Consider the following 24,960-nt stretch of genomic DNA (forward strand, 5'->3'; position numbering starts at 1 on the left):
TCCTCCGGTCAGTCCGAGGTCGAGGCGCCGGACCGGGACCGGCTGATGACGAACCCGGCGGCCACGTTGACCAGCAGGGTGAGGGCGAACAGCACCAGGCCGGCGGCCATCAGCGCGGACAGCGAGAGGCCGTCGGACTCGCTGAAGCGCAGCGCGATCAGCGAGGAGATCGAGCCGCCGCCGTTCTCCAGCACGTGCCAGGAGATCCGGAACACCGGGGAGATGATCAGCGCGACGGCGATGGTCTCGCCCATCGCCCGGCCGAAGCCGAGCATCACCGCGCCGATCACGCCGCCGCGCCCGAACGGCAGCACCACGGTGCGCACCATGCCCCAGCGGGTCGAGCCGAGCGCGTAGGCGCCCTCCCGTTCGCCCGCCGGGGCCTGCGAGAACACCTCGCGGCTGAGCGAGGTGATGATCGGGATGATCATCAGCGAGACCACCGTCCCGGCGATGAACGTCGAGGAGGTGTACGAGGTCGGGGTGTCGCCGGTGCGCACCTCCAGGAACGGCAGCGGCCCGCCGAGGTGGTTGGCCAGCCAGCGGCACAGGCCGACGAACCGCGGCTGGAGGAAGAACAGGCCCCACAGCCCGTACACGATGCTGGGGATGGCGGCCATCAGGTCGACCAGCGAGACCAGCGCGGGCCGCAGCCGCACCGGCGCGTACTCGGAGATGAACAGCGCGGCGGTGAGCGAGACCGGCACCGCGATGCACAGCGCGATCACCGCGATCAGGATGCCGTTGGGCAGCACGGCGGCGATGCCGAAGGTGTGCGCGGCGGTGCGCCAGTTCTGCTCGGTGAGGAAGGACCAGCCGACCGCGCGCAGCGCCTCGGTGCCGCGCATCAGCAGGAAGAAGGCGATCAGCCCCATCAGGACGAACACCGACAGGCCGGCGGCGCGCAGCACGCCGCGGAAGGCGCGGTCGGCGGGCGAGGCGGGGGCGCTGATCGGGCGGGGCCGGTCGGGGTCGGGCGTCGGCGGTGGGACGCGGGTGTCCGTCGGCTGGACGGCGGCTGTCATGGTGTCAACTCTCGGCGCGGTGAGGGTTCCTGGGGTGTTCCGGACGGGCCGGTGGTCGCCGGACGGGCGCGCGGGGCGCCCGTCCGGCGGGGCGGGGTCGTCTGCGGGGCGGGGTCGTCCGCGGAGCGGGGTCGTCCGCGGCGGGTCAGCTACGGCGGGTCAGCCGCGACCAGAGCCGCCCGGTGCCGCGCCGGAGGTTCGCGCCGGCGGCGGTGCCGCCGAGGAACAGCGCGGCGGGCCCGCCGACCAGCAGGACGGCGCCGACGGCGAGGATCACGGGCAGCAGCAGCCGGGCCGTCCCGGCCCGGTCGGCGGCGGCCTGTCCGACCGGGGCGGCGGCCAGGCCGGGCGAGGGGCTGCCGCCGGGCGTGCCGGGGGCGGCGGCGCTCTGCGCGGGGGTGCCGCCGGAGCCGTCCGCACCGCCCGTACCGCCGCCGGCGGTGGTGCCGCCGACGCTGCCGTTGCCGCCCGAACTCCCGCCGGAGCCACCGCCGTTGGAGCCGGAACCGGAGCCGGAGCCGTCCCCGGTGCCGGTGTCGGCGGGCTTGCTCGGCGTGCCGCCGTCCTGCGCGGCGACGTGGGCGGCGGCGGCCTTCGCCTGGGCGAGCTGGGCCTTGGTCAGGCCCGCGTACCCGAGGGCGAGCTGTCCGGCGGCCCGCCCGTAGACCTGGCCCTTGGCGGGGTCGGTGACGTCGCGCACGAAGGTGCTCACCGCGGCGCTCCTGGCCTGGCCGAGGCCGTCGGTGGGCAGCATCGCGTACTGCACCATGGTCAGCGGGTACGCCTTCGGGTCCTTGGCGTAGGCGGAGCCCGCGTCGCCGTACGGGAGCTGCTGGGTGCCGGTGGCCTCGTCGAACGGCATGTCGTCCGCGGCGGCCTGCATCGCGGTGATCGTCGGCGTGGTGAACCCGCCCGCCGGGTTGGGCAGTTCGGCCTCGGGCAGGCTCATCGCCTGGGCGTTGCCGCTGTCCATGACGGCGAACAGCGCCCGGCTGCCGGGGGCCATGGCGGAGCACTTCTCGTGCTGGCCGTCCGCGTTGACGTAGGGCAGCTGGCAGGACAGCCGGTTCTCCAGCACCATCCGCAGCACCTGGCCGAGGCCGCCCAGCACGGGGTTCCACTCGTACTGCTTGTGGTTGTTCTGGCCGGTGTAGTCCAGCGCCTGGAACGAGTCGACCGGGTAGCCGGTGAAGTTCGACGGCAGGAACTTCGTGTTGACGTGGGTGCCCCACCGGTCGGGGGCGCCCTGGAGGAACTGCGCGGCGTCCGGGTCGGCGACGATCCACTCGGTCAGCCGGTGCACCAGGTCGGTGGTCCCGCCGACCACCACCGGCTCGGTGTTGGCGAGGTTGCCGCAGCCGGGCCAGGTCACGCCGGGCGAGACGTCGGCGTTGAGCTCGCGGAACTCCTCGTCGTCGAACAGGCAGAGCGGGTTGCCCCGGACGGTGTCGGTGTCGTCGTCGTTGTAGTAGCGGTAGGTCTGGGTGAGCATCTTCGCCAGCAGCCGCTGGTTGAGCCGCACCCGGCGGACCTGCCGGTGGGTGGCGCTGTCGTCGATGACGAAGACCACCGAGATGGCGCTGTTGGCGAGCGGCGCGTAGACGTACGGGCGGGTCGGCGGGTCGGTGCTCGGCACCGAGGTCAGCGCGACGTCCGCGCCGGACCTGCGCAGGAAGGCCGCCCGGGCCTGCGGCTCGCCGTTGCCGACGGAGTACTGCACCCGCAGCGGGTCGCGGTCCAGGCAGCTGCCGGTGCGCCACTGCTGCATGGCCCGGTCGGCCATCTCCAGGCCGATCGCGGAGAAGTCCGCGTCACCGGCGGTGCAGGCGTCGGGGGTCGGCGCGAACTCCAGCGGGATGGTGACGTGCCGCTTCCAGGCGCAGGACTCGCCGGAGAGGAAGCTGGTGCCGCTCGGGCGGAGCAGGAACGAGGCGTCCGTGGCGGTGTCGAAGCTGAAGTCCATGTCGAGCGAGTGGTCGTCGCAGTTGATCACCACGTCGGGGTAGCTGTTGGCGCCGATCGAGTCGCCGCCGTAGTTCGGCTCGACCACCAGCGAGCACCTGTGGGTGGCGTCGCAGCCGAGGCCCTGGCTCTGCGCCGCGGTCCAGAGCTCGATGTCCGCCTCGCCGGTGCCGTCCGGGTGGGTCGCCGCGATCACCGCGTTCGACGGGAACTCCGGGGCCGGACCGGCCGCGGGCGGCTCCTGCAGGAAGCCACCGGCCGGGTCACCGCCGTACAGGGTGGAGCCGTAGCAGTCGGTGACCTTCGGGTCCTCGCCCCGGCACTGGTAGATCCGGACCGGGTAGTAGGCGTCCCGGGCCAGCGGGGCGATGACCTGGACGGGCTGGCCCATGTAGTCGACGGTCGGCGTGAGGCCCGTCCAACTGACGTGCACCACCTGGTTCCTGAGGTCGTTGACCTGCGAGACGGTGACGGTCCCCCGCGGGCCGTCGGTCCAGGTGTTCGGGTCGAACCGGGCCGGGCCCTCCACCGTCTTCCCCGAGGCCGCCAGGGCGGGCTGGACCCCCGGTCCGCCGAGCGGCAGGAAGACCACGGCGGCGGCCACCGCCCAGGCCAGCACGGCCGCCAGGTAGGTCCGCGACGGACGCGATCCGGTTCTCGGCCCCCAAGGGCGGGTTCTCATCGGCGCAGCACCTCCGGCGACGGCGCGCCGAATCGGGCACGCACGGGTGACAGGGAGCGGAGCCGCCGTCCGGCCGCCCCGACGCCATTCGGCCAGTCCCGCCTGGCCGCTCGCTGTCCACCAGGTGTACGAGACCCCAATTAGTGCTCGAATCAAGCCAATTGGCGTACCGTCAGAAACGCGGGCCGCCCGTCCGGAATCCGTCGGACGGGCGGGGAGCGCTGCGCTTGCCGCCCGGCGTCAGTCCTTCCCCTCCCCGTCCGCCGCTCCGTCTCCCACCCTGTCTCCCGCCCCGTCGGGGCCGGTCTCGTCCCGGTGGGTGAGGGCCAGGGCGCTGCCCGCGATGCCGATGACGATCAGCGCGACGGCGATGCTGACCCAGCCGGCGTCCTCCCAGTAGACGTCGTTCAGGTCGATCAGGTTGGCGGTCTCGTCGATGACCAGGGCGGTGCCGATGCCGTAGGCCAGGCCCATCCAGGTCCGCCAGCGCGCCGACCGCTCGACCAGGCCCAGCGCGCCGACCACCATCAGGATGAGGATGCCCCAGACGTAATGGTGGATGTGGACGCCGCCCGCCGAGACGTTGCCCACCCCGGCGGCGTCGATGTGGATCAGCCAGGTCAGCAGCCGCAGGAAGCCGAACGTGAGGGTGAAGCCCCACCACGCCAGCACCAGGCCGCGCCGGGTCGGGGAGACCTCCCGCCAGCGGCGGGGGCGGTGCCCGCTCCGCTCCGGCGCGGGCGGCCGGTCCCGCGCGTGCTGCTGTCCGTGCCGCTGCGCGTGCTCCTGCCCAGGCTCCCGCTCGTGCTGCTGTCCGTGCTCCGGGGATGCGTCCACCCGGCGACCCTAAGCCCGTCGCACCGCCGCACCGATCCGGCACGCCACGGGCCGCCGCCGTCCCGTCCTCTCCCGGCGCCCCCGGCACCCCCTCCCGGCGCCCCGTACGTTCCGTCCGTCCTGTCCGTCCTGTCCGTCCTGTCCGTCCTGTCCGTCCCGCGGAGGCATGATCGACCGGGTCCGGGGCAGTCGAGTGTCCAGCAGACGATCGACGCACACCGACGAGGAGGCAGCTGTGACCAGCGGACTGTGGGGCTACGAGGGCGCCGAGGGCTACACCGCGGGCTCGGACCTGACCGGCTACCGGGTCGAGGCCACCGACGGCCACATCGGCAAGGTCGACAAGCACACCGAGGACGTCGACGCGGGTTACATCGTGGTCGACACCGGCCCGTGGATCTTCGGCCACGAGGTGCTGCTCCCGGCCGGCACCATCACCCGGATCGACCACGAGGACCAGGCGGTGTACGTGAACCGCTCCAAGGACGAGGTGAAGAACTCGCCCGCCCGCGACGCGGGCCACCACACCGACGATCCGGCCTACCGCGACCAGCTCGGCGGCTACTACAGCGGCGGAACCATCTGACCCGGCCCGTCCCCCCACCCGCCGGGGCCCCGCGCGTGATACGCGCGGGGCCCCGGCGTTGCCGTGCCGTCGGACCGACCTGACGAATCGGCCTGGCGGAGCGTCAGGAGGCGGGCGTGTAGGCCACCGTGAAGGAGCCGACGCTCTGGCCCGCCGCGAAGAAGGCGGTGTGCAGCCTGGTGTCGAGGTACTGGGCCCCCGCGGCGTCCAGGACCAGCGAGGTGGCGGTCAGGTTCTGCGTGGTGCCGCTGTAGTTGATGGCGTTGTCACCGGCCGGGTCGAACAGCGCCACCGGGGTGGTCGAGCCGTCCGGGACGGCGGTCAGCGTCCAGTCCTCGAAGGAGAAGGCCAACTGGTGGAAGGAGACCGCGCTGCCGGTCTTCGCGTCGACGAACAGCAGGCCGCCGCCGAGCTGGACGCCGCCGAAGAAGTCGCGCAGGCCGCCGGTGCCGTCGGTCACCGGGAAGCTCGCCGACAGGCCGGTGGTCGCGTTGTAGCCCGCGGTGGCGGTGGGCAGCGGCACGGCCACGATGCCGGCCTGGGCGGCCTGCTGGAAGAAGGCGTTGCTCTCGTTGATCACCGCGTTGCCGGCCGCCGGGGCGGCGGAGGCGGAAGTGGCGGAGGCGGCGGTGGCGACGAGGGCGAGGCCGGCGGCCGCGGCGGCGATCCGGACGGTGAGACGGGACATCGTGGCTCCTTCGGACGGGGTGCGCGGTGGCACCCGGTGCATGGTGGCGCGTGGTGCGTGGCGGCGCGTGGCGCGGGACGGTGCTGCGTGATGGCACGTGGTGCGTGCTGACACGTGGTGCTTGATGAGGCGTGGCGCGTGATTGGTGCGTGGTCGTACCTGGTGCCGCCAAGGGCCGCCGCCCGTCCCGGGGTGTGGCCGGGACGGGCGGCGGGTGGTGCGGGGGGCGACGGACCTGGTGCGGGAGCGTCAGATGGTCGAGCCGCAGGACGCGGCGGCCAGGTTGAGGTAGCCGTAGCTGGTGATGCTGGCGCGGCCGGCGGTGGAGCAGATGTAGCCGGTCGGGCCGAAGATCGCGCGCAGGGCGGTGCTCTGGGTGGTGGCCGGGCTGGCGTTCCACTCGCCGGCGCGGACCACGTTGTAGAGCACCCGGCCGTAGGTCGGGTTGGCGAAGGCGGCGTTCAGGGTGCCGGTGCCGGTCAGCGGGGCGACGCCGTTGATGCTGCGCAGGGTCAGGCTGCCCTTGTCGTCGGTGGCGGTGGTGTGGCCGTTGGCCTGGCCCACCCAGTGGCCGACGGAGTACGGGAAGATGACGTTCGGGTCGTTCAGCGCGGCGTCGGTGCCCTCGTTCTCCTCCGGGCCGCTGACGACGCAGGCGCCCAGGACCGGGTTGCCGATGGCGCCCAGGAAGAAGGAGCGGGTGCCGGAGCTGAGCTGCGGCAGGTAGGGCTTGATGGTGCCGGCGGTGCCGCCGAAGTTCGACCAGTTGGTCTTGCCGGCCTTGCAGGAGTAGATGTCGTTCAGGTCCTGGGTGGTCAGGTTGGTCGGGGCGTTGCCGCCGGACTTCGCCGACCAGGTCACCGCGTCCTTGGCGAACGCCACGAACAGGATGGTGGCCGGGTCGGTGCCCTGCCGGGTGCGGGAGGAGCGCGCGAAGTCCAGGGTGGTGCTGGTGGTGGCGTTCAGCGTGGAGATGCCGGCGCCGGAGCCGTTCGGGCGGGTGATGGTGCCGGCACCGGCCTTCGGGGTGATGGTGGCCGAACCGGTCGCGTCCCAGCTGTACAGGTGCGGCAGAGTGGAACCCGCGCCCAGGGTGGCGTTGTAGTCGACCGAGAACTGGTTGAGCAGAGCCTGCGTGGTGTCCGAGCCGGCACCGACGATGTCCTGGGCAGCCGGGGTGACACCCGTGGCCGGGTCAGCCATCGCCGGGACGGCGACGGTGGCGAGAGCGGCGGCGGTCATCGCGGCGGCCGCGAACGCCTTGGCAGCGGTGTGACGCATGGTCCTGTTCCTCCATCAAGGAAAGTCCTAGCTGGACCGGGCCTGGCGGGGCCCGGTGCCGGAGAGCTCCGCGGCTTCCCGGCGGAGTGATCCTCGCCGCGACCGCCCGCCGTCCGGAAGCACCGCCTCCCCCGGCCGCCCCGCCGCCGACGATCCGCCTGCTCTCGTAAATACCCTGCTCAGCAAGGTGTTTGACGGTCCGTCGACCGTCCTTCGCACCACGGAGGCGTTCTTCTCCAGGTGTGCCCACGGGGTCACCCCGGCCATCTCCGCTTCACTCCCGCTGCACCAGTCCCGCGCAACCCTCCACCACTGGCCCGCATCCGTCCGGGCGGCCTCCGGCCCGGCGCCGGAGGCCGAGGACGACTCCGGCCGACCACCCTCGGGGCACGCCAATCGGCCCCCTTCGCAAGGGGGTTGATGGACCCTGGTACGCCTACCAGCCGGGTGACAGGGCCGAGCCGCCGCCCAGGCGGCGCAGCCGCTGGACGTGGTCGGCGCCCTGGAGGAAGGCGGTCACGCTCTGCCGGCACTGGTCGCGGCGCAGGTAGCCCCGGGCGCTGCGGGCGATCGCCTCGCCGCCGCCCGCGCCGGCCCGGGTGCTACGGGCGGGCAGGTGCGCCGTCCAGACCCAGAGCCGGTCCTCGCGCTGGCCGAGGACGAACCGCAGGGCCGCCCGTTCGGCCAGCAACTCCCCTATTCCGTCCGCCAGTTCACGGTCGTTGCGGTAGGCGCGGACGGCCGAGGCGAGCCGCCTGCCGTTCGCGGCCACCAGCGACCAGCCCACCCGGCCGTCCGCCCCGCGCACCGGCACCAGCCGGGGGCCGCGGCCGGTCTCCACCGTGCTCACGAACCGTCCCCGGACCCGGCGGGGGCGGGGGCGGGGGCCTCCGCCGCTACCGCCTCCTCCGCCGCCATCCGGGCCACCAGCGCCATGAACCGCCGGAACGCGTTCTGGCAGGTCGCGTAACGCTCGTACGCCCGGCTCGACTTGACCAACGGATTACCGCGCGGCCCGGGCACCACCCAGGTCCAGCCCAGCCCGTCGCGGACATGGGTGATCCGCGCCACCAGCGCCGGCCCCAGGGCGACCAGCTCCGCGAACGCCCGTTCGGCGTCGGCGGACGACTCGTGGACGGAGGAGGACACCGCCACCACCCGGCCGTTCATCGCCTTGAGCTGCCACTGGAACCGCCCGTTCGGCGCCCGCTCCGTGAACAGGCCCTCCCCGCGCACCGCCGCTACCCCCGGATCGTCTGCCGGACCACGACCGTTCCCCGGCCGCGCCACCGAACGCCCTGCCGCCCCGCGTGGACCACGGACCGGACGCACATCGTCACGCCGCGAACGCTATGTGTGCACAGAGGAGGTCCGGAAGTGGAATCCCTCCCACGCCGACGCTGTTCGCCCCGAAGTTCTCCCTCGTTAATGCGGGACGCTCCGGGCCGGGCCCCCTTGCGCGCCGCGCGCCACCGCCGCCCGGCCCTCTCGTCCACCCGCCGGGCCCCGGCCGGTACCGGGCCCGGTACCGGGCTCGGGAGTCCTCTCATCGGGCGGTGACCGTCCCGGCGGACCGGCGATACGCGGACGCCACCGTGACGATACGCCGGTCCAGCAGCATGACCGCGGGGGCCGGGAGCGATCACCCCACCGGTACGACGTCGGCCGCCCGCCGGATCACAGCAGCGGACAAGGACAGGTGGAATCATGAAGAAGCTCCTCAAGCGGGCCGCCCTCACGACGGCGGTCACCGCGCTCGCGGCCACCGGAGTCGCCGTCACCCCCTCGGTGGCCGCAGCGGCCACCTACAACGGCGTGTGCGGTTCCGGCTACGGCGTCATCGACACCCTGCCGCTGGCCGACGGGACGGTCTTCCTCACGTACAACAGCTCCAACGGCTACAACTGTGTCGTGACGGTCCGCACCCACCCCAGCTCCTACCTGGTGGACATCGGGGCGTCGATCAAGAAGAGCGGCACCACCCAGTGGAAGCAGGACCTGGACTTCTACACCACCTACGCCGGTCCCGTGTACCTGTACGCGCCGGGGACGTGCATCGACTGGGAGGGTGAAATCAACGGCGAGATCAACAACCAGTTCCACTCCCACTGCAGCTGACCCCCTGCAACCGGCTCCGCTCGCCGGCGTGGTCCCGGGCGCCGGCCCGGGGACTTCGCCACTACCACCTCCCCGGGGACGGCTGCCTCGACGGTGAGGCGGATCGCCCCGGGCCGAAGCTCGCGGGCGCGGTGATTCTGCGTCCCAGGGCGATGCCGGACCGCATGGAGGAGACCTAGTGCTGCTCCGCGCAAGTCCGTGGGGGGCGTCGGGACTGGTCAAGTGGCCTTCAACGGGTGCCGTCGTAGCTCCACCTGTACGGCGCCGCGGTCTCGTCGCGGCCGATGACGCAGGTCTCCAGTCTGCCGATGAGGTCGTCGCGGCTGGAGAAGTCTCCGTGGCGCAGGACTCGGCGGGTCGTGACAGAGAAGTACAGCTCGATCTGGTTCAACCACGAGGCATGCGGCGGGGTCCAGTGCGCGGTCCAGCGGGGGTGCGCGGCCAGCCGCTTCTCGGTGTGCTTGGCGGTCCGGGAGGAGCCGTTGTCCAGGACCACGTGAATGGTCCGGTCTGCGGCGATGACCGCCTCGAGTTGGTCGAGGAAGGCGGTGAAGGTCACCGCGTTGTTCCGGGCGATGACCTCGGTGAGGACCTCTCCAGTACGCACGTTCAGGGCTGCCGAGGACACCGTGCCGTGGCGGCGGTATTCGACCAGGTCGCCTCTGGATACAGGGGTGGGCTGGTAGCCGCCGCTACGATTGCCACCCGTACCTGTGGGCCGTAGGTCTTGGGGCGTCCCGAGCGATTGGCGTCCTTGAGACCGTCCGGCCCGTGGAGCGCGAACCGGCCACGTCACTTGCGGACCGTGTTCACAGTGACTGCGAGCTCCCGTACGGTGGCGCCGTTGCTCAGTCCCTCGGCGGCGGCCACCACCGCATCCACGCTCGGCGCCCCGCCCGACCGCGCCGACGAAAGACGCTCTCATGAAACGCGGACCCCGCCGTCCTTCCCCGGGCGCGGCGGGTCGTCCCTGTGGGGTCATCCGCGCATGGTGCCTTCGAGGTGTCCGGAGGCCAGGACGTGTCCGGACAGGTGCGGGAGGAGGGCGTCGAAGGTGGACGCACCCGTCAGTGGGGCGATCCGGTCGAGGGCGTAGAGGTGGAAGCCGTAGTGGTGTGTTCCGTGGCCGGGCAAGGGGCGCGGTCCCTGGTACCCGGTGCGGCCGCGGCGGTCGGGCAGGTAGGTGAAGCGGGCGTTGTCCGCCGTGAGTTCGCCTTCTTCGATCCGTCGGGGCGTCGGGGCGAAGGTGACGATCACGTGGTGGGCGGGCTTGGCCGTGGGGGTGTCGGTGTCTTCCATGACGAGCAGCATCTGGACGGTGCCGGCGGGCGGCTCGCTCCACTCCAGAGCGGGCGAGATGTTGGGGCCCATGTCCATGGTGGCGTGGCGGTACGGGATCGGCGCTCGGTGGGTGAACGATGCGGAGGTGACCTCCAGCGGTGCGGCGGTCGTTGCCAGTTCGGGAGTGTGGCGGACGCTGTTGGCGGCCCCGGCGCGCTTACGGCGCAGCAGGATTCCGAGCGGGGTGAGGAGCAGGGCGAGCAGTTTCATCGGGCAACTCCGGTCGGTGTGTGCTGGTCCCGGGTTCAGTTGGTGTCGGCGTGCCGGTCGGGCCCGGCGACGCTGGCGGGCACGGTGCGGTCCAGGAGGGTGATCAGGGTGGTCAGGGCGCCGAGGGCGGCGACCACCCAGCCCATGTGGTGGAAGCCGGCGTCGGTGACGCGATCGCCGAAGGCCAGCGAGATCACGCTGGAGGAGAAGATCGCGCCGATGTAGCCGAAGGTGCGGAAAAGGCCGGAGGCGACGGCGATGTCGTCGCCGGTGGTCTGGACGTACAAGGTGGTCTGGTTGGCGAAGTTGCACAGGCCGTTGGTGAAGCCGAGGGCCGCGGTCATCACCAGCGGGAGCACGAGGCCGCCGTCGCTGTCGGCGGCGGCCATGGTGGCACCGGCCAGCGCCAGGGCCACGGCGCCGGTCACCAGGGGCCGGCGCACCCAGCCGCGGGTGGAGACGATCCTGGCCAGGGCCATGCTGACCACGGACAGCGGGAGCATGATCAGTCCCGACTGGAACGAGGAGTAGCCGGCGCTGCCCTCCAGCCACTGGGTGATGGCGTACATCGAGGTGTACACCCCGAGTCCGACCAGCATCTGGCGTACATAGGTGCGGCGCAGCGCCGCGCTGCGTGCGAGGGCGCGCACGTCGATCAGCGGTGATCCGGCACGGCGCTCCCAGACGGTCAGTGCGATGGCCGCGAGCAGCGCGACCAGGCCCAGCGGCCAGGCGGGGTGCTCGAGGTCGTTGAGGAAGAGCAGCAGGCCGACCACGGACACCGCAAACAGGGTGATCCCGGCCGGGTCGAGAGCGGCCAGGGTGCGCCGGACTCCCCGGCCGCGGGTGGGGGCGTCCTTCTCGACGTTGCGGGCGGTGAACAGGAACGCAAGCAGGGCCAGGGGGACGTTGACGAAGAACAGCGCCCGCCAGCCGAAGGCGCCCGCGAGGACACCGCCCAGCGGCAGGCCGAGCACCGCGACGATCTGCGAGGCGATGGAGAAGTTGCCGAGCACTGTGCTGGGCACACCGGTTTTCAGGCGCTCCGCCCGCCGCCGCACCAGCGCCATCGAGGCGGGGTAGCACGCGGAGGAGCCGATCCCGATCAGCGCGCGCGAGAGCAGCAGCACCTGGAAGTCGGGGGCCAGGGTACCCAGCAGTCCGCCGGCGAGGAGGATCGTGACGCCGGTCAGGAGCACCTTGCGCGGGCCGAAGAGCGTTGCCAGCTTGCCCATCGTCGGCTGCATGACGGCGCCGCACAGATAGAGCACGGATACGAGGCTCGCGGCCTGACCGGGGCCGAGGTGGTAGTCGGCCGCGATCCCCGCGAGACCGGTGGCGATCATCGAGCTGTTTACCGGGTTGAGCGTCGTGCCGAGCATCAGCGGGAAGGTGAATCGCAGGCCGAAGCCGTCCTTCGAGACGGAGTCGGCCGCCTGCGGCGCGGGGGTCCTGACCGGAGGGGATGTCATGGGGGGCCTCGTGATCTGGTTCGGTGCACCACGGAAAGAGCAGGTCTTTCGTATTACGAAAGACTTCCTTTGGGTATACTAAGCAATCGTGAGTGCGCAGGCAAAACCCACCGGACCGGACCGCAGCGACGAAGCCGGCGGCGACCTGGACGCAGTACTCGGCAACGAGCTGAAAGTGGCCGTGGCCAGGCTCTACAGCCGCTTCCGCTCCGAACGCGGCGAGGGGGAGCTGGGCGACGCGGCCATGGGCGTTCTCGTCAAGCTCCACAACCACGGCCCGCAGAGCCTCACGGAGCTGAGCCGCCGTGCCCACGTCACACCAAGCACCATGAGTCAGACCGTGAACCGTCTCGTCAGCGGCGGGCACGCACTACGGGACAAGGACCCGTCGGACGGCCGGCGCGTGCTGTTTCATGTCACGCCGGCGGGAACCGAGCTCGCCCGGGCCGCACTTGCCGTGCGCTCCGGCTGGCTAGACGACCAACTCGCCCGACTCACCGAAGGCGAGCGCGAAACCCTCCTCAAGGCGTCGCACATCATGCGACGCGTCGCCGACTCATAGAGTCCGACAGGACATGGCGCCGCTTTGGCCCAGCTCCGGCCGCGCGAGCCCGGTATCGCATCGCCCTGGTGGCGATTGCCTTGACTTCGCGTTCTCCGCGGTCCTGTTCACGGTACGGAGGTTCCCCAAGCCGGAAGTCCGCAGGCCCACGAGCGGGCGGACAACGCCGCTGTCCGGAAGCCGGATCAGCCCGGCAAACAGGGCGTAACCGAAGACGAGCAGCAGCCCGCAGAGCGCGGGAGCCCCCACGCAATGCCGATGTCAGATCCTCCACGGACCTGTGCGGAGCAGCACCAGGAGGAGGCGTGCGCCCGCCTCGGGGGCGAGGCCCGGCCCGAGCGGTGGGCCCCGTGGAACACATGGGGCGACGGGAAGCTCCAGGTGACGGTGGTCGTCACCACCGTCGACACCACCGAGGGCCTGCTCGCGAACTGGTCGCGAGGCAAAGCCGTCCATCCGCTGACGCCAGTGCCTTCCCGGATCGCACTCGTCCACCACGGCTGGGCTGCCCCCCCACGGTCTCCTCCCCGTTCGGGGTGAAGAAGCTCGGGCTCGGCGGACAACCGTGACGTCGCACCGCCTCGACCGCCGGTCCTCCGCTCCCGGCTCGGCCGGTCAGTGGCCCGGCTGGTGCTCGGCTTCGGTGGCAGCCAGCCGAAAGGAGTGGTGTAGCGGACGGTCATGCCGGCTTCCGCAATGGCGGTGCCGATCCCGCCGATCCGTTCCCGCCGTGGTCCGAGACGCCGTCGGCCTGGCAAGCTCCACGGCGACAAGGCCTGCGGCCACCGTTTCATCCGCTCCTGCCTGCGGAGACGGCAGACCATCCACCGCGTCTCCGCCGCAGCAGCACCGAGTCCCCCGACTCGTCCCGGCCGCACCGCCGGGCCATCGAGCGGACCGTCGCCCGGCTCGGCGGACTGCGCCGGCTCCACCGCCGCCCTCGCCCGCCACCACAGGCCCACCACATGACATGACTTCTCACTCGGTTGCGGCCGGGGCCGACCGCCTGCTGCCGCGGGACTTCCGGGGCCGCACGGCGTCCTTCGCGGGGTCGTTCCCGGCCGGGCTGCGGCAGCGGGTGCTGGACGACTGGACGGCGTCCAGCTTCCCGGCGCACTGAGCGCGCGCCCGGCGGGCCACCGAAGCGCGCCGCAACAGCCAGCCGCCATGTTTCGTTCGGCTGCCGAATGTTGCGATGGCACTACGCCGTGCAATCGCCCGGACCGGGGCCGCCCGCCGGGGACGGCCCCCGGTTCGCGCGCCGTCCCGCCGCGTCTCGCAGGGGCGCTACTATCCGTGCCATGAGCGCTGCAGAACTCGAACCCGACCCCGCACCGACGCTGTCGGAGATCGCCCGGGCGGCCGGCGTCTCGGCGCCGACAGTTTCGAAAGTGCTGAACGGTCGGGCCGACGTCGCGCCCGCCACCCGGGCCAAGGTCGAGGAGATCCTGCGCCGCACCGGCTACCAGCGCCGCCGCACCGCCGCGCCGCCGTCCCGGCTGCTCGACCTGGTCTTCCACCAGCTCGACAGCGCCTGGGCGATGGAGGTGATCCGGGGGGTGGAGAACGTCGCCCGGGACGAGGGGCTGAGCGTGGTGCTCTCCGAGTCCGCGGGGCGGCTCACCCCGGGACAGACCTGGGTGGACGGCGTGCTGGCCCGCCGACCGGCCGGGGTGGTGCTGGTGCTGTCCGAGCTGGACGCCGCCCAGCGCGACCAACTCACCAGCCGCGACATCCCGTTCGTGGTGCTGGACCCGGCCGGCGACCCGGCCGAGGGGGTGCCCGCCGTCGGCACCGGCAACTGGCAGGGCGGCCTCGCCGCCACCCGCCACCTGCTCGACCTGGGCCACCGCCGGATCGCGATGATCTCCGGGCCGTCCGGCATGATGTGCAGCCGCGCCCGGATCGACGGCTACCGCACCGCGCTGGGGACCGCCCGGCTGCCGGTGGACCCGGAGCTGATCCACGAGGGCGACTTCCACCACGAGGCCGGGTACGCCGCGGCCCGCGCCCTGCTCACCCGGCCCGACCGGCCCACCGCGATCTTCGCGGGCAACGACCTGCAGGCCCTCGGCGTGTACGAGGCCGCCCGCGAACTGGGCCTGCGGGTGCCGGAGGACCTCTCGGTGGTCGGCTTCGACGACCTGCCGCTGGCCCGCTGGGTCGGGCCGCCGCTCACCACGGTGCGCCAGCCGCTGGTGGAAATGGCCGAGACCGCGGCCCGGCTGGCCATCGGCCTGGGCCGCGGCGAGCACCCCTCCGCCACCCGGGTCGACCTCGCCACCAGCCTGGTCGTCCGCGCCAGCACCGCCCCGCCGCCCGCCGACGCCTGAGCGGCACCCCGCCCACCCTCGCCCACCCTCATTCATCCGCCTCATTCATCCGCGCGCGGTCCGGACCCTCCGGGCCGCGCGCGGATGGTTGACGCCCTCGCCGGGCTCCCCTACCGTCGTCCGGGTCGCGCCGTAACATTCGGCGGGAGTTCGAAATTTTCGACCCGCCAGGAGGGGGCACCATGGCCGAGCCCGCACCCGGGCCCGCACCCGACGCCGCAGGCCCGCCGGCGTCGGCCGGCACCCTCGCGCTGACCTTCGACGACGGCCCGCACCCGGACTCCACGCCCGAGCTGCTCGCCGCGCTCACCGCCGCCGGGCACCGCGCCACCTTCTTCCTGTGCGGCGCGCAGGCCGAACGCCACCCCGAACTGGTCCGCGCCCTGGACCGGGCCGGCATGGCGATCGGCAACCACAGCTGGTCGCACCCCTCCCTGCCGGGCCTGCCGCGGTCCGCCGCCCGGGACGAGATCGAGCGCACCAACCGGCTCCTGACCACGCTCACCGGCCGCCCGCCGACGCTGTTCCGACCGCCGTACGGGGACACCGACCCGGCGATCCGCTCGCTCGCCGCCGCGGCGGGCCTGACCGAGACGCTCTGGGAGGTCGACACCCGCGACTGGGACGGCACACCGCCCGCCGAGGTCGCCGCCGCGGTGGCCGCGGCCCGCCCCGGCGACACCGTACTGCTGCACGACCACGGCAACCGCAACACCGTCACCGCGCTGCCCGCCGTCCTGGCCGCCCTCACCGTCCGCGGCCTGCGCTCGACCCCGCTGCCCCGCTGACCCTCCCGCCGCCTTCCGGCCCCTCCCCCGCACTCCGGTGGCCGGGCGCACCCGCCCAGCACCACGCGCCCGGCCACCGGTGAACCCGCCGCACCGCACCACGCGGCCGGAAGGCCCGGCCGGAACGGTGGAGGCACGTCCGGTCAGGCGGTCTCGGCCAGCCAGAGGCCCGCCGGGTCGGAGTGCAGGCTGCGGACGGTGACCAGGGCCGCGCCGAGGACGGGGCCGCGGCGGCCCAACGGCGAGGCGCGCAGGGCCTCTTCGGGCCAGGGGCGGACCCGGATCAGCGCGGCCAGCTCGGTCCGCATCGCGGGCAGCAGCCAGTGCGCCAGGTCGGCGTAGCCGCCGCCGAGGACCAGCGAGTCGGGGTCGACCAGGTTGACCGCGGCGGCCAGCGCGGTGCCCAGCGCGGTGCCGGCGTGCCGGAGCGCGCGCCGGGTCGCCGGGTCGCCCCGCTCCGCGCGGCGGACCAACTCCGCGATGGGGTCGCCGTTCTGACGTCCCGTCAGGCTCGTCGCACCCGGCGCCCCGCTGGAACCGTCCGGCCGGTCCAGCCGCTCCAGCCGGTCCGACTCGTCGAGCGCGTCGAGCCCGTCGAACCCGTCCGGCCCGTCCAGTTCGTCGGTGAACCCGGCGGAGCGGAGCACGGCCGCCAGGCCCGCGTACGGTTCGAGGCAGCCGCGGGCGCCGCAGGAGCAGGGGCGGCCGTCGGGGCGGACGGTGAGGTGGCCGAGTTCGCCCGCGAAGCCCTGGACGCCGCGGAACAGGCGCCCGTCCAGGACGAGCGCGCCGCCGATGCCCTCGCCTGCCGAGATGTGCACGAAGGTGCCGCTGCCGGTGCCCTGCCAGAGTTCGGCCAGCGCGCCGAGGTTGGCCTCGTTCTCGACGGCGGGGGCGGTGCCGGGGCCGGGCCACAGCTCGGTGACGTCGACCTGGTGCCAGCCCAGGTTGGGGGCGTGCTCGACCTGGTTGGCGGGGCTGCCCAGCGGGACGCTGCCGGGGACGGCGAGCACCCGGCCGACCACCCGCAGGCCGAGCGCGGTGGCCTCGCGTTCGGCCCGGTCGGCGAGTTCGGCGAGTTCGGCGAGGGTCTGCTCGGCGGAGCGGCCCGCGTTCGCGGCGGGGCGGTGCAGTTCGACCCGGACCTCGCCGCGCAGGTCGAGGACGCAGGCGCTGAGGTGCTCGACGCCGATCTCCAGGCCCAGACCGGCCGGTCCGTCCCCGTTCAGCACCAGGGCCCGGCCGGGGCGGCCGACCCGGCCGCTGCGCTCCAGCTCGCCCTCCAGCAGCAGGCCGCCGCCGATGAGTTCGTCGACCAGGCTGGAGACGGCGGTCCGGGTCAGCCCGGTGCGGCCGGCCACGTCGGCGCGGGAGAGCGGGTGGGCGGCGGCGACGGTGCGCATCACCAGGGCGAGGTTCTGCCGCCGCATGTCCTGCTGGGAGGCGGGGCCGCGCCTGGTCCCGGGGTCGCCGTCAGGCGGCTGCTGCTGCCCGTCCTCTGCCACGTCCGCCCTGTCCCTCCGCGCCGCTGTCCGCCGCACCGTCTGTCCGCCGTCTGCCGTTCACTGCCCGTCCGGTGGACCCGTCCGGTGGTCCCGGGCGGGCCGTGGTCGCCGCCGTCCGGTCGACCCGTTCCCGCCGGTCGCCCCGTCCCGTCCGGTCGGGGTGGCCGCCCGGTGGGGTGCGGCGGTCCCGGCCGGACGGTCCGGTTCCGGTCACCGCGGGCCGTCCCCCTGGAGGGCGGCCGTCTGCGAAATGGTAGTCCCGATCCGTTCGAGTGCCGCGTCGTCCCGGGCCAGGGCGGGCAGCACCGGGCCGTCGGCGGTGCCCCAGCGGCGGGCGACGGCGTCGGCGCGCTCGCCGGTGAGCAGCGCGGCGGCCTGGGCGGCGGCGCCGAGGGCCACCAGTTCGCGGGCGGCGGGCAGTTGGACGGGGCGGCCGGAGAGCCGGCGGACGGTGTCCTGCCAGGCCCGGCCCCGGGCGCCGCCGCCGATCAGCAGGATCGGCCGTTCGGGGTCGGCGGCGTCGGGGCCGTCGACGGCGAGGACGTCGTCGAGGGCGGCGAGCAGCGAGTACGCGGCGCCGTCGTAGGCGGCCTGGAGGAGTTGGCCGGCGGTGGTGTCGTGGCGCAGGCCGTGCAGCAGGCCGCTGGCGTGCGGGAGGGCGGGGGTGCGTTCGCCGTCGAGGTAGGGCAGCAGGACGGCGCTGCCGCCGGGTTCGACGTCCTGGCGGTCGCGGCCGAGCAGGGTGGCGATCCGGTCGACGGCGAGGGTGCAGTTGAGGGTGCAGGCGAGCGGGAGCCAGCCGTCGAGGGCGTCGGCGAAGCCCGCGACGGTGCCGGTGGGGTCGGCGGGGCGGTGGCGGGCGACGGTGTAGACGGTGCCGGAGGTGCCGAGGCTGAGCACGGGGGTGCCGGCGGTGAGGCCGAGGCCGAGGGCGGCGGCCATGTTGTCGCCGGTGCCGGCGGCGACGGGGGTTCCGGGGCGCAGCGGTCCGCCGGGGCGGGCGTGGCCGGCGGGGGTTCCGGCGGGGGTGACGGCGGGGAGCAGGGCGGGGTCGAGGCCGAGGTGGTCGAGGACGGCGGAGTGGTAGCCGTCGGGGGTCCACCAGCCGGTGCCGGAGGCGTCGCCGCGGTCGGTGGTGGCGGTACCGGTGAGCCGTTCGGTGAGGTAGTCGTGCGGGAGGCGGACGGCGGCGGTGCGCTCGGCGTGCTCGGGTTCGGTGGCGCGCAGCCAGGCCCATTTGGCGGCGGTGAAGGAGGCACCGGGGACGCTGCCGAGTTCGGCGGCCCACCGGTCCGCGCCGAACTTCCGCACCAGTTCGGCGGCCTGCGGTGCGGAGCGGACGTCGTTCCAGAGCAGGGCGGGGCGGACGGGGGCTCCGGCGGCGTCCAGGGTGACCAGTCCGTGCTGCTGGCCGCCGACGGCCAGGGCCTGGGCGCGGTCGGCCCAGCCGGTGGCGGCGACGGCGGCGGTGAGGGCGTCCCACCACTGGGCGGGGTCGCTCTCCTGGCCGTGGCGGGAGTCGACCCGGTGGGGGGCGCGGCCTTCGCCGAGGACGCGGCCGGTCTCGGCGTCGACGGCCAGTGCCTTGGTGGACTGGGTCGAGCTGTCGACGCCGATCACCACCTGCGGGTGTGCCATGGGGCGTGCTCCTGTCTGCGGTCGTCCGGCGCCGGTGTGCGGCCGTCCGGGGCGGGGTTCCACCGGAGTGGGTTCCGCCGGGTCCGGGTTCCGTCGGGCGTGGGTTCCGTCGGGTGTTGCGCACGGGGGCTTCCCTCCCGGGCTCGGCCATATTAATTTGTCTTTCGGCCTGACGAATAGACCCCGATCCGGGTTACCGTCGGTTCCGGCCCCGATTCGCGTCGGGCCACCGGTCGATCCCTCGGTCGATCCACCCGGTCGATCACCAGCGTTTGGAGTACGAGATGAGCCAGCTCACCCCCACCCCCGCCGACAAGTTCACCTTCGGCCTGTGGACGGTCGGCTGGCAGGGCCGCGACCCGTTCGGCGACGCCACCCGTCCGGCCCTGGACCCGGTCGAGACGGTGGAGAGGCTCGCCGGACTGGGCGCGTACGGCGTGACCTTCCACGACGACGACCTGGTCCCGTTCGGCTCCTCGGACGCGGAGCGGGAGGCGATCGTCAAGCGCTTCCGCGCCGCCCTGGAGTCCACCGGCCTGCGGGTGCCGATGGCCACCACCAACCTGTTCACCCACCCGGTCTTCAAGGACGGCGCGTTCACCGCCAACGACCGCGACGTGCGCCGCTACGCCCTGCGCAAGACCATCCGCAACATCGACCTGGCGGTCGAGCTGGGCGCGAGCGTGTACGTCGCCTGGGGCGGCCGGGAGGGCGCCGAGCACGGCGCGTCCAAGGACGTCCGGGTCGCCCTCGACCGGATGAAGGAAGCCTTCGACCTGCTCGGCGACTACGTCACGGAGCAGGGCTACGACCTGCGCTTCGCGATCGAGCCCAAGCCGAACGAGCCGCGCGGCGACATCCTGCTGCCGACCATCGGCCACGCCCTCGCCTTCATCGAGCGCCTGGAGCGCCCCGAACTGGTCGGCGTCAACCCCGAGGTCGGCCACGAGCAGATGGCGGGCCTGAACTTCCCGCACGGCATCGCGCAGGCGCTGTGGGCGGGCAAGCTGTTCCACATCGACCTGAACGGCCAGTCCGGCATCAAGTACGACCAGGACTTCCGGTTCGGCGCGGGCGACCTGCGGCAGGCGTTCTGGCTGGTCGACCTGCTGGAGTCCTCCGACTACCAGGGCCCGCGGCACTTCGACTTCAAGCCGCCGCGCACCGAGGACTTCGACGGCGTCTGGGCCTCCGCGGCCGGCAACATGCGCAACTACCTGCTGCTCAAGGAGCGCGCGCTGGCCTTCCGCGCCGACCCGCAGGTGCAGGAGGCGCTGCGCGCCGCCCGCCTCGACCAGCTCGCCCGGCCGACCGCCGCCGACGGCCTGTCCGCGCTGCTCGCCGACCGCTCGGCGTTCGAGGACTTCGACGTCACCGCCGCCGCCGAGCGCGGCATGGCCTTCGAGCACCTCGACCAGTTGGCCATCGAGCACCTGCTCGGCGCCCGCTGAGCCGGGACGGCGGCCGGAACGGCTCCGGTCGGCTCCCCGTCCCTGGGGGCCGACCGGATTCGAGCCCACTCAACTCCGGTACTTAACAGCTCTGCTGACGGAGCATCACCCAGCTGCACCGACGGACCCCCGGCCGGACGGGGACGTGCTCCCGCGAGGCCGACCCGCGCGGGAATCCGCCCCCGGTGTCCGTTCAGCGCGGGAGCGCCCCCGGCCGGTAGTCGTGCAGCCAGCCCGTCGACCGGGCGTAGCCGCGGGCGAACACCAGCGGCATCACCGCGTCCCGCACCCGGGCGGCGAACGGGCCCGCGGTCTTGGCGTCCCGGTTGGCCGCCGCCGTGCGGGCGAGCTTCCCGGCGCGGGCCGTCCGTTCCCGGTCGAACGCGGCCAGGGCGGCGGCCCGGTCGGGCCCGGCGTGCAGCGCCCGGGCCAGCGCGACCGCGTCCTCCAGCGCCATGGACGCGCCCTGCCCGGCGCCCACCGGGTGCGCCGCGTCGCCGACCAGCACGTGCCGCCCGTCCTGGCGGCGCGGCACCGGCGGCAGGACGTGGAACAGTGTCGCCGCCTCGACCCGGGCCGCGCCGAGGATCCGCCGGGGCACCTCCTCGGTGGCGAAGACCTCGGCCACCTCCGCCGCCCCGAGCGCGGGGCCGCCCGGCGGCACGGGGCCGACGAGCTGCGCGGACCACCACACGGTGCCGTCCGGCGCGGGCTGGTGCAGGAACGTGCCGCGACGCCCGAAGGTCAGGTTGAACGTCCGGCCCGGGCCCGCCTCCGGCACCCCCTCCGCGACGCCCGCGACCCCGTACAGCCCGGCGTACGAGGGCTCCGGCCCGCCCGGGTCGAGCACCTGCCGGACGGTCGAGCGCAGCCCGTCCGCCCCGACCACCAGGTCCGCACCGGCCACCGCCGCCGCCACCGGACCGCCCGCCGCACTCCTCTCCGTCCCGTCGTCCGGTCCGGACAGCCGCTCGCCGAGCACGATCCGCGCGCCCGCCCGGACCGCCGCCGCCCGCAGCGCCGCGACCAGGTCGGCCCGCATCAGCGTGACCGCGCGCAGCGGGTCGTCCGCCGCCCGGCCGCGCGGCACGTCGCCCAGCAGCCTGCCGCGCCCCGACCACATCAGCTGCCGGTCGACCTCGAAGCCCGCCGCCCGCACCTCGTCCAGGCAGCCCAGCGACTCCAGCGCCCGCAGCCCGTTGACGGCCAGGCCCAGGAACGCGCCGACCCGGCCGGCCGGGTCCGGGTGCGCCTCGTACACCGTCACCTCGGCACCGATCCTGCGCAGCGCGATCGCGCTCGCCGCGCCGGCCACCCCCGCGCCGATGACTACCGCCTTCATGGGCCCACCCCTCATTGAATCGACGTTCAATGAATGTACATTCACCGAACTGGACGTCAGTATGCTGTCGGCACGAACGGCGGGTCAAGGCTGCGGGTCAAGGCGGGTCAAGGGAGGCTGGACGCGATGGGCGTGCGCAAGGCGCAGGCGGCGGGGACCAGGGCGGCGCTACTGGAGGCCGCCCGGCAGCAGTTCGTCGAACGCGGCTACCTCAACACGAAGATCACCGACATCACCGCGGCCGCCGGTCGGGCCACCGGCTCGTTCTACGCGCACTTCGCCGACAAGGACGAGTTGCTGCGCGCCCTGCTCGACGACGTCCGCACCCAGGCCCGCGGCCAGGTCGTCGCCCAGGTCCACCCGCGCGAGCACGACCTCGGCGACCGGGACCAACTGCGCGCCCACCTCGGCGCGTCCTGGCAGGCCATGCGCGACCACCTGCCGGTCACCATCGCCCTGTTCGAGTCGATCGTCGCCGCGGGCCCGCGCTCCGGCCGGGCCTGGCAGCGCCTCACCACGGACACCGACGTCCTCCGCGACCACCTCGAATACCTCCGCGAACAGGGCCGCCCCCTCCCCGGCGACCCCGCCCTGCTCGCCCCCGCGATGGGCGCGATGCTCGGCCTGCTCTCCTACGCCCTGCTCACCGCCGACCACCCCGCCCACGACGACACCGAAGTGGTCGACACCCTCACCGACCTCCTCCTCCACGGCTTGGCCGGCCGCCCCGCGCCACCGGAGCGGCCGGACCGGCCGGCATCCGGAACGGCGAGCTGACACCCGCCCCCTCAGCACCGCCCCCCTCAGCGCAGTCCCCTCAGCACCGCCCGGACGACCCGGCCGGCGCGGGCACCGCCTCGACCAGCCGGTCGAGTTCGGCCTCCGTGTTGTAGTAGTGCGGCGAGGCGCGGACGACCGACGCGAGGCCCCGGGGCCCGAGGTCCCAGCGCGCGTACTCGGCGAGGGAGACCGAGACGTTGATCCCGCTGTCGCGCAGCGCGCGGGCGACGTCCTCGCTGTCGCGGCCCTCGACGGTGAAGGTGACGAGGGCGCACTGCCGCGCGCCCCGGTCGTGCACCCGCACCCCGGGCAGTGTCCGCAGGCGGGCGCGCAGGGCCGCGCCCAGCCGGGTGACCCGTTCCCCGATCGCGTCCGGGCCGAGGGCGAGGGCGTACTCGGCGGCGACGCCGAGGCCGATCCGGGCCGCGCAGTTGCCCTCCCAGCTCTCGAACCGCCTGGCGTCGGCGCGGACTTCGTAGTCGTCCGCCGAGGTCCAGGTCGCCGCGTGCAGGTCCAGGAACGGCGGTTGCAGCTGTTCGCGGATCCGCGGCGAGCAGTACAGGAAGCCGGTGCCGCGCGGGCCGCGCAGGAACTTGCGGCCGGGCGCGGTGAGCAGGTCGCAGCCGATCTCGCTCACGTCCAGCGGGAGTTGGCCGACGGACTGGCAGGCGTCCAGCAGGTAGACGACACCGGCCTCCCGGGCCACCCGCCCGATCTCGGCGGCCGGGTTGACCAGCCCGCCCTGGGTGGGCACGTGCGTGACCGCGATCAGCCGGACCCGCTCGTCGATCATCGCGCGCAGCGCGTCGACGTCGAGCTGCCCGTCGGCGTCGTCGGGCACGACCTCGACCCGCGCCCCGTGGCGGCGGGCGGTCTGGAGGTACGCGATGGCGTTGCTCGCGTACTCGGCGCGGGCGGTCAGGATGCGGTCGCCCGCCGCCCAGGGCAGCGCGTGGAACGCCATGTCCCAGGCCCTGGTGGCACTCTCCACCACCGCGACGTCCTCCCGCCCGGCCCCGACCAGCCGGGCCAGCGCGTCGTACGTCCGCTCGATCCGCCCGGCCCGCGCGTCCGCCGCCTCGTACCCCCCGATCTCCTCCTCCAGCCGCAGGTGCTCCACCACCGCGTCCACCACCACCCGCGGCTGCAACGCCGCCCCGGCGTTGTTGAGGTGCACCACCCGCCCGACCCCCGCCGTCTCCCGCCGCACCCGCTCCACGTCGATCCCCGCCACCAGCGCCCCCTCCCGGAACCACGCCCGCGCGTCCTCGCCGCGGGCGGCGCGCGAAACTCTTCGGCGCCCGGGGGTAACGCGCCGTCGGTGGCGGCCGGTTCCCCTCGCGGCGGGGCATCGTTGGTCGGGGTGACGGGCGGCGGGGTGGGGGGTGAGGAGGGCGGGCCGGACGGCCCGGGGCACGGGACACCGACGTCCTGACGGCCCGTCCGGCGGGCGGTGCTACGCTCGGGGCACCGCCCGCCGTCGCACCGCGCGCCTCTTCTCGCGCCTGTTCGCACCCGGCCGGCCGGTCGTTCCCCCGGTGTCGACGCCCCGGTCCGCTGTCCTGCCGACCGCCGGGCCGACGCCGCCTCGGTCACCGCCCGCGCCAAGGCCCGTGCCGGTGACCGCCGTTCCCTCTCCCCCGCCCCGGAGGTCCGTGCCGTCATGCGTCCCACCCTGTTCACGATCGAACGGCCCGGTCCCGGGCTGCTGAGCACCATGGCCCGGCCGCGCGGCGGTGACTGGCTCGCGGAGGAGGTGGCGGGGCTGGCCGCGCTGGGGGTGACGGAGGTGGTCAGCGCGCTGACCGTCCCGGAGTGCGTCGAGCTCGGGCTGGGCGCGGAGCCGGGGTTGGTCCGGGCCGCCGGGCTGCGCTTCACGGCGGTGCCGATCCAGGACCGCACCGTCCCCGTCCTGGCCGAAGTCCGGCCGGTGATCGACGAGTTGGCGCGAAGGCTGGACGCGGGCGGCCACCTGGCGGTGCACTGCCGGGCCGGGATCGGACGGTCCTCGCTGCTGGCGGCGGCCGTGCTGGTCCGCTGCGGCACGGAGCCGGACGACGCGTGGGCGCGGATCGCCCGGGCCCGCGGCCTGCCGGTACCGGACACCGCCGAACAGCGGGCCTGGACCGACCAACTGACCGGCTGACAAGACGACCAACCGACAAGACGACCAACCCACCAACCGACAGGCCGACCAACCGACCGCCCTACCGTCCGACCGTCACTCGTACCGGCCCGCCCGGCCGGTGGGGTGGCGGCGTTCGGGTGGGCCTGGCCGTGTCGCGGGGCGGCGGGTCGGGGCGGGGGCGGAGGCGCGCCTAACGTCGGGGTTCGGTCACCGTGCGCGGGTGGTGGCGTT

At 74.0% G+C, this 24,960-nt stretch carries 23 protein-coding genes; 9 read left to right on the plus strand and 14 right to left on the minus strand.

Annotation, left to right across the window (positions count from 1 at the left end; translation table 11 throughout):
• Nucleotides 1–8 precede the first annotated feature (8 nt).
• From pstC to ACIP60_RS19355, 3 genes are all read right to left on the minus strand, one after another.
• Nucleotides 9–1,025, minus strand: a complete 1,017-nt coding sequence (gene pstC, locus ACIP60_RS19345; protein ID WP_100835057.1) for a phosphate ABC transporter permease subunit PstC — start codon at nt 1,023–1,025, stop codon at nt 9–11.
• A gap of 145 nt (nt 1,026–1,170) precedes the next feature.
• Complete coding sequence (locus tag ACIP60_RS19350; RefSeq protein WP_400685921.1) at nt 1,171–3,669, minus strand: hypothetical protein; 2,499 nt, start codon at nt 3,667–3,669, stop codon at nt 1,171–1,173.
• 240 nt (nt 3,670–3,909) lie between these two features.
• Entirely contained in the window at nt 3,910–4,506 is a 597-nt protein-coding gene (locus tag ACIP60_RS19355) for a hypothetical protein (protein ID WP_400685924.1), read from the minus strand.
• A 235-nt stretch (nt 4,507–4,741) separates the two neighbouring features.
• Here ACIP60_RS19355 and ACIP60_RS19360 point away from each other — a divergent pair, with 235 nt between their 5' ends.
• Nucleotides 4,742–5,092: a PRC-barrel domain-containing protein gene (locus ACIP60_RS19360; RefSeq protein WP_111552672.1), complete on the plus strand. Its 351-nt coding sequence runs from the start codon at nt 4,742–4,744 to the stop codon at nt 5,090–5,092.
• Between the two features lie 103 nt (nt 5,093–5,195).
• On the opposite strand, the gene ACIP60_RS19365 is transcribed toward ACIP60_RS19360, so the two are convergent.
• From ACIP60_RS19365 to ACIP60_RS19380, 4 genes are all read right to left on the minus strand, one after another.
• Nucleotides 5,196–5,780, minus strand: coding sequence for a hypothetical protein (locus tag ACIP60_RS19365; protein ID WP_400685928.1), 585 nt, complete (start codon nt 5,778–5,780; stop codon nt 5,196–5,198).
• A 249-nt stretch (nt 5,781–6,029) separates the two neighbouring features.
• Nucleotides 6,030–7,061 (minus strand): substrate-binding domain-containing protein, encoded by a 1,032-nt coding sequence (locus ACIP60_RS19370; RefSeq protein WP_400685931.1) that lies wholly within the window; start codon nt 7,059–7,061, stop codon nt 6,030–6,032.
• A 436-nt stretch (nt 7,062–7,497) separates the two neighbouring features.
• The gene (locus ACIP60_RS19375) at nt 7,498–7,911 is read right to left on the minus strand and encodes a hypothetical protein (RefSeq protein ID WP_400685933.1); all 414 of its coding nucleotides are present in this window, start codon (nt 7,909–7,911) and stop codon (nt 7,498–7,500) included.
• Nucleotides 7,908–8,297 (minus strand): DUF1508 domain-containing protein, encoded by a 390-nt coding sequence (locus ACIP60_RS19380; protein ID WP_400685935.1) that lies wholly within the window; start codon nt 8,295–8,297, stop codon nt 7,908–7,910. The genes ACIP60_RS19375 and ACIP60_RS19380 overlap by 4 nt, the downstream gene beginning before the upstream one ends.
• Nucleotides 8,298–8,768: 471 nt before the next feature.
• Between ACIP60_RS19380 and ACIP60_RS19385 the strand changes: the two genes are divergently transcribed.
• The gene (locus ACIP60_RS19385) at nt 8,769–9,179 is read left to right on the plus strand and encodes a spore-associated protein A (RefSeq protein WP_400685938.1); all 411 of its coding nucleotides are present in this window, start codon (nt 8,769–8,771) and stop codon (nt 9,177–9,179) included.
• Nucleotides 9,180–9,408: 229 nt separating this feature from the next.
• Here the strand turns inward: ACIP60_RS19385 and ACIP60_RS19390 are convergent, their stop codons facing one another.
• The 3 genes from ACIP60_RS19390 to ACIP60_RS19400 are packed head-to-tail and all read right to left on the minus strand — an operon-like array spanning nt 9,409 to nt 12,202.
• Nucleotides 9,409–10,161: a transposase gene (locus tag ACIP60_RS19390; protein WP_400685941.1), complete on the minus strand. Its 753-nt coding sequence runs from the start codon at nt 10,159–10,161 to the stop codon at nt 9,409–9,411.
• Complete coding sequence (locus tag ACIP60_RS19395; RefSeq protein ID WP_400685944.1) at nt 10,158–10,730, minus strand: YbhB/YbcL family Raf kinase inhibitor-like protein; 573 nt, start codon at nt 10,728–10,730, stop codon at nt 10,158–10,160. The genes ACIP60_RS19390 and ACIP60_RS19395 overlap by 4 nt, the downstream gene beginning before the upstream one ends.
• A 35-nt stretch (nt 10,731–10,765) precedes the next feature.
• On the minus strand, nt 10,766–12,202 hold the full coding sequence (locus tag ACIP60_RS19400; RefSeq protein WP_400685947.1) for an MFS transporter: 1,437 nt from the start codon (nt 12,200–12,202) through the stop codon (nt 10,766–10,768).
• 88 nt (nt 12,203–12,290) lie between these two features.
• Here ACIP60_RS19400 and ACIP60_RS19405 point away from each other — a divergent pair, with 88 nt between their 5' ends.
• The 4 genes from ACIP60_RS19405 to ACIP60_RS19420 all read left to right on the plus strand — a co-directional run bounded on the left by ACIP60_RS19405 (nt 12,291) and on the right by ACIP60_RS19420 (nt 15,885).
• Nucleotides 12,291–12,764 carry a MarR family winged helix-turn-helix transcriptional regulator gene (locus tag ACIP60_RS19405; RefSeq protein ID WP_400685950.1) on the plus strand — a complete coding sequence of 158 codons (474 nt, stop codon included), beginning with the start codon at nt 12,291–12,293 and terminating at the stop codon, nt 12,762–12,764.
• 970 nt (nt 12,765–13,734) lie between these two features.
• Nucleotides 13,735–13,884: a hypothetical protein gene (locus ACIP60_RS19410; RefSeq protein ID WP_400685953.1), complete on the plus strand. Its 150-nt coding sequence runs from the start codon at nt 13,735–13,737 to the stop codon at nt 13,882–13,884.
• A gap of 181 nt (nt 13,885–14,065) precedes the next feature.
• The gene (locus ACIP60_RS19415) at nt 14,066–15,097 is read left to right on the plus strand and encodes a LacI family DNA-binding transcriptional regulator (protein WP_100835064.1); all 1,032 of its coding nucleotides are present in this window, start codon (nt 14,066–14,068) and stop codon (nt 15,095–15,097) included.
• A gap of 182 nt (nt 15,098–15,279) precedes the next feature.
• The gene (locus ACIP60_RS19420) at nt 15,280–15,885 is read left to right on the plus strand and encodes a polysaccharide deacetylase family protein (protein WP_400685956.1); all 606 of its coding nucleotides are present in this window, start codon (nt 15,280–15,282) and stop codon (nt 15,883–15,885) included.
• A 143-nt stretch (nt 15,886–16,028) separates the two neighbouring features.
• On the opposite strand, the gene ACIP60_RS19425 is transcribed toward ACIP60_RS19420, so the two are convergent.
• Both ACIP60_RS19425 and xylB read right to left on the minus strand, forming a co-directional pair.
• On the minus strand, nt 16,029–17,390 hold the full coding sequence (locus ACIP60_RS19425) for an ROK family protein (protein ID WP_400685959.1): 1,362 nt from the start codon (nt 17,388–17,390) through the stop codon (nt 16,029–16,031).
• A gap of 210 nt (nt 17,391–17,600) precedes the next feature.
• Entirely contained in the window at nt 17,601–19,028 is a 1,428-nt protein-coding gene (xylB, locus tag ACIP60_RS19430; RefSeq protein WP_400685961.1) for a xylulokinase, read from the minus strand.
• 284 nt (nt 19,029–19,312) lie between these two features.
• Here xylB and xylA point away from each other — a divergent pair, with 284 nt between their 5' ends.
• Nucleotides 19,313–20,479, plus strand: coding sequence for a xylose isomerase (xylA, locus tag ACIP60_RS19435; protein WP_400685964.1), 1,167 nt, complete (start codon nt 19,313–19,315; stop codon nt 20,477–20,479).
• A 193-nt stretch (nt 20,480–20,672) separates the two neighbouring features.
• Here the strand turns inward: xylA and ACIP60_RS19440 are convergent, their stop codons facing one another.
• Nucleotides 20,673–21,821, minus strand: a complete 1,149-nt coding sequence (locus tag ACIP60_RS19440; RefSeq protein ID WP_400685967.1) for an FAD-dependent oxidoreductase — start codon at nt 21,819–21,821, stop codon at nt 20,673–20,675.
• 126 nt (nt 21,822–21,947) lie between these two features.
• Here ACIP60_RS19440 and ACIP60_RS19445 point away from each other — a divergent pair, with 126 nt between their 5' ends.
• Nucleotides 21,948–22,598, plus strand: a complete 651-nt coding sequence (locus ACIP60_RS19445) for a TetR/AcrR family transcriptional regulator (protein ID WP_400685970.1) — start codon at nt 21,948–21,950, stop codon at nt 22,596–22,598.
• 40 nt (nt 22,599–22,638) lie between these two features.
• On the opposite strand, the gene ACIP60_RS19450 is transcribed toward ACIP60_RS19445, so the two are convergent.
• Complete coding sequence (locus tag ACIP60_RS19450) at nt 22,639–23,835, minus strand: aminotransferase class V-fold PLP-dependent enzyme (protein WP_400685973.1); 1,197 nt, start codon at nt 23,833–23,835, stop codon at nt 22,639–22,641.
• Between the two features lie 429 nt (nt 23,836–24,264).
• Here ACIP60_RS19450 and ACIP60_RS19455 point away from each other — a divergent pair, with 429 nt between their 5' ends.
• Complete coding sequence (locus tag ACIP60_RS19455; RefSeq protein WP_400685976.1) at nt 24,265–24,747, plus strand: tyrosine protein phosphatase; 483 nt, start codon at nt 24,265–24,267, stop codon at nt 24,745–24,747.
• The last annotated feature ends 213 nt before the right edge of the window (nt 24,748–24,960 follow it).

The organism is Kitasatospora sp. NPDC088783 (assembly GCF_044750705.1).
GTDB classification, from domain to species: Bacteria; Actinomycetota; Actinomycetes; order Streptomycetales; family Streptomycetaceae; genus Kitasatospora; species Kitasatospora fiedleri.

Excerpts from the sequence above, each read along its gene's own strand:
- pstC (WP_100835057.1), bottom strand. The coding sequence starts at position 1,025 with ATGACAGCCGCCGTCCAGCCGACGGACACCCGCGTCCCACCGCCGACG.
- ACIP60_RS19350 (WP_400685921.1), bottom strand. The coding sequence starts at position 3,669 with ATGAGAACCCGCCCTTGGGGGCCGAGAACCGGATCGCGTCCGTCGCGG.
- ACIP60_RS19365 (WP_400685928.1), bottom strand. The coding sequence starts at position 5,780 with ATGTCCCGTCTCACCGTCCGGATCGCCGCCGCGGCCGCCGGCCTCGCC.
- ACIP60_RS19370 (WP_400685931.1), bottom strand. The coding sequence starts at position 7,061 with ATGCGTCACACCGCTGCCAAGGCGTTCGCGGCCGCCGCGATGACCGCC.
- ACIP60_RS19385 (WP_400685938.1), top strand. The coding sequence starts at position 8,769 with ATGAAGAAGCTCCTCAAGCGGGCCGCCCTCACGACGGCGGTCACCGCG.
- ACIP60_RS19390 (WP_400685941.1), bottom strand. The coding sequence starts at position 10,161 with ATGACCCCACAGGGACGACCCGCCGCGCCCGGGGAAGGACGGCGGGGT.
- ACIP60_RS19395 (WP_400685944.1), bottom strand. The coding sequence starts at position 10,730 with ATGAAACTGCTCGCCCTGCTCCTCACCCCGCTCGGAATCCTGCTGCGC.
- ACIP60_RS19400 (WP_400685947.1), bottom strand. The coding sequence starts at position 12,202 with ATGACATCCCCTCCGGTCAGGACCCCCGCGCCGCAGGCGGCCGACTCC.
- ACIP60_RS19410 (WP_400685953.1), top strand. The coding sequence starts at position 13,735 with ATGACTTCTCACTCGGTTGCGGCCGGGGCCGACCGCCTGCTGCCGCGG.
- ACIP60_RS19415 (WP_100835064.1), top strand. The coding sequence starts at position 14,066 with ATGAGCGCTGCAGAACTCGAACCCGACCCCGCACCGACGCTGTCGGAG.
- ACIP60_RS19420 (WP_400685956.1), top strand. The coding sequence starts at position 15,280 with ATGGCCGAGCCCGCACCCGGGCCCGCACCCGACGCCGCAGGCCCGCCG.
- xylB (WP_400685961.1), bottom strand. The coding sequence starts at position 19,028 with ATGGCACACCCGCAGGTGGTGATCGGCGTCGACAGCTCGACCCAGTCC.
- xylA (WP_400685964.1), top strand. The coding sequence starts at position 19,313 with ATGAGCCAGCTCACCCCCACCCCCGCCGACAAGTTCACCTTCGGCCTG.
- ACIP60_RS19440 (WP_400685967.1), bottom strand. The coding sequence starts at position 21,821 with ATGAAGGCGGTAGTCATCGGCGCGGGGGTGGCCGGCGCGGCGAGCGCG.
- ACIP60_RS19445 (WP_400685970.1), top strand. The coding sequence starts at position 21,948 with ATGGGCGTGCGCAAGGCGCAGGCGGCGGGGACCAGGGCGGCGCTACTG.
- ACIP60_RS19455 (WP_400685976.1), top strand. The coding sequence starts at position 24,265 with ATGCGTCCCACCCTGTTCACGATCGAACGGCCCGGTCCCGGGCTGCTG.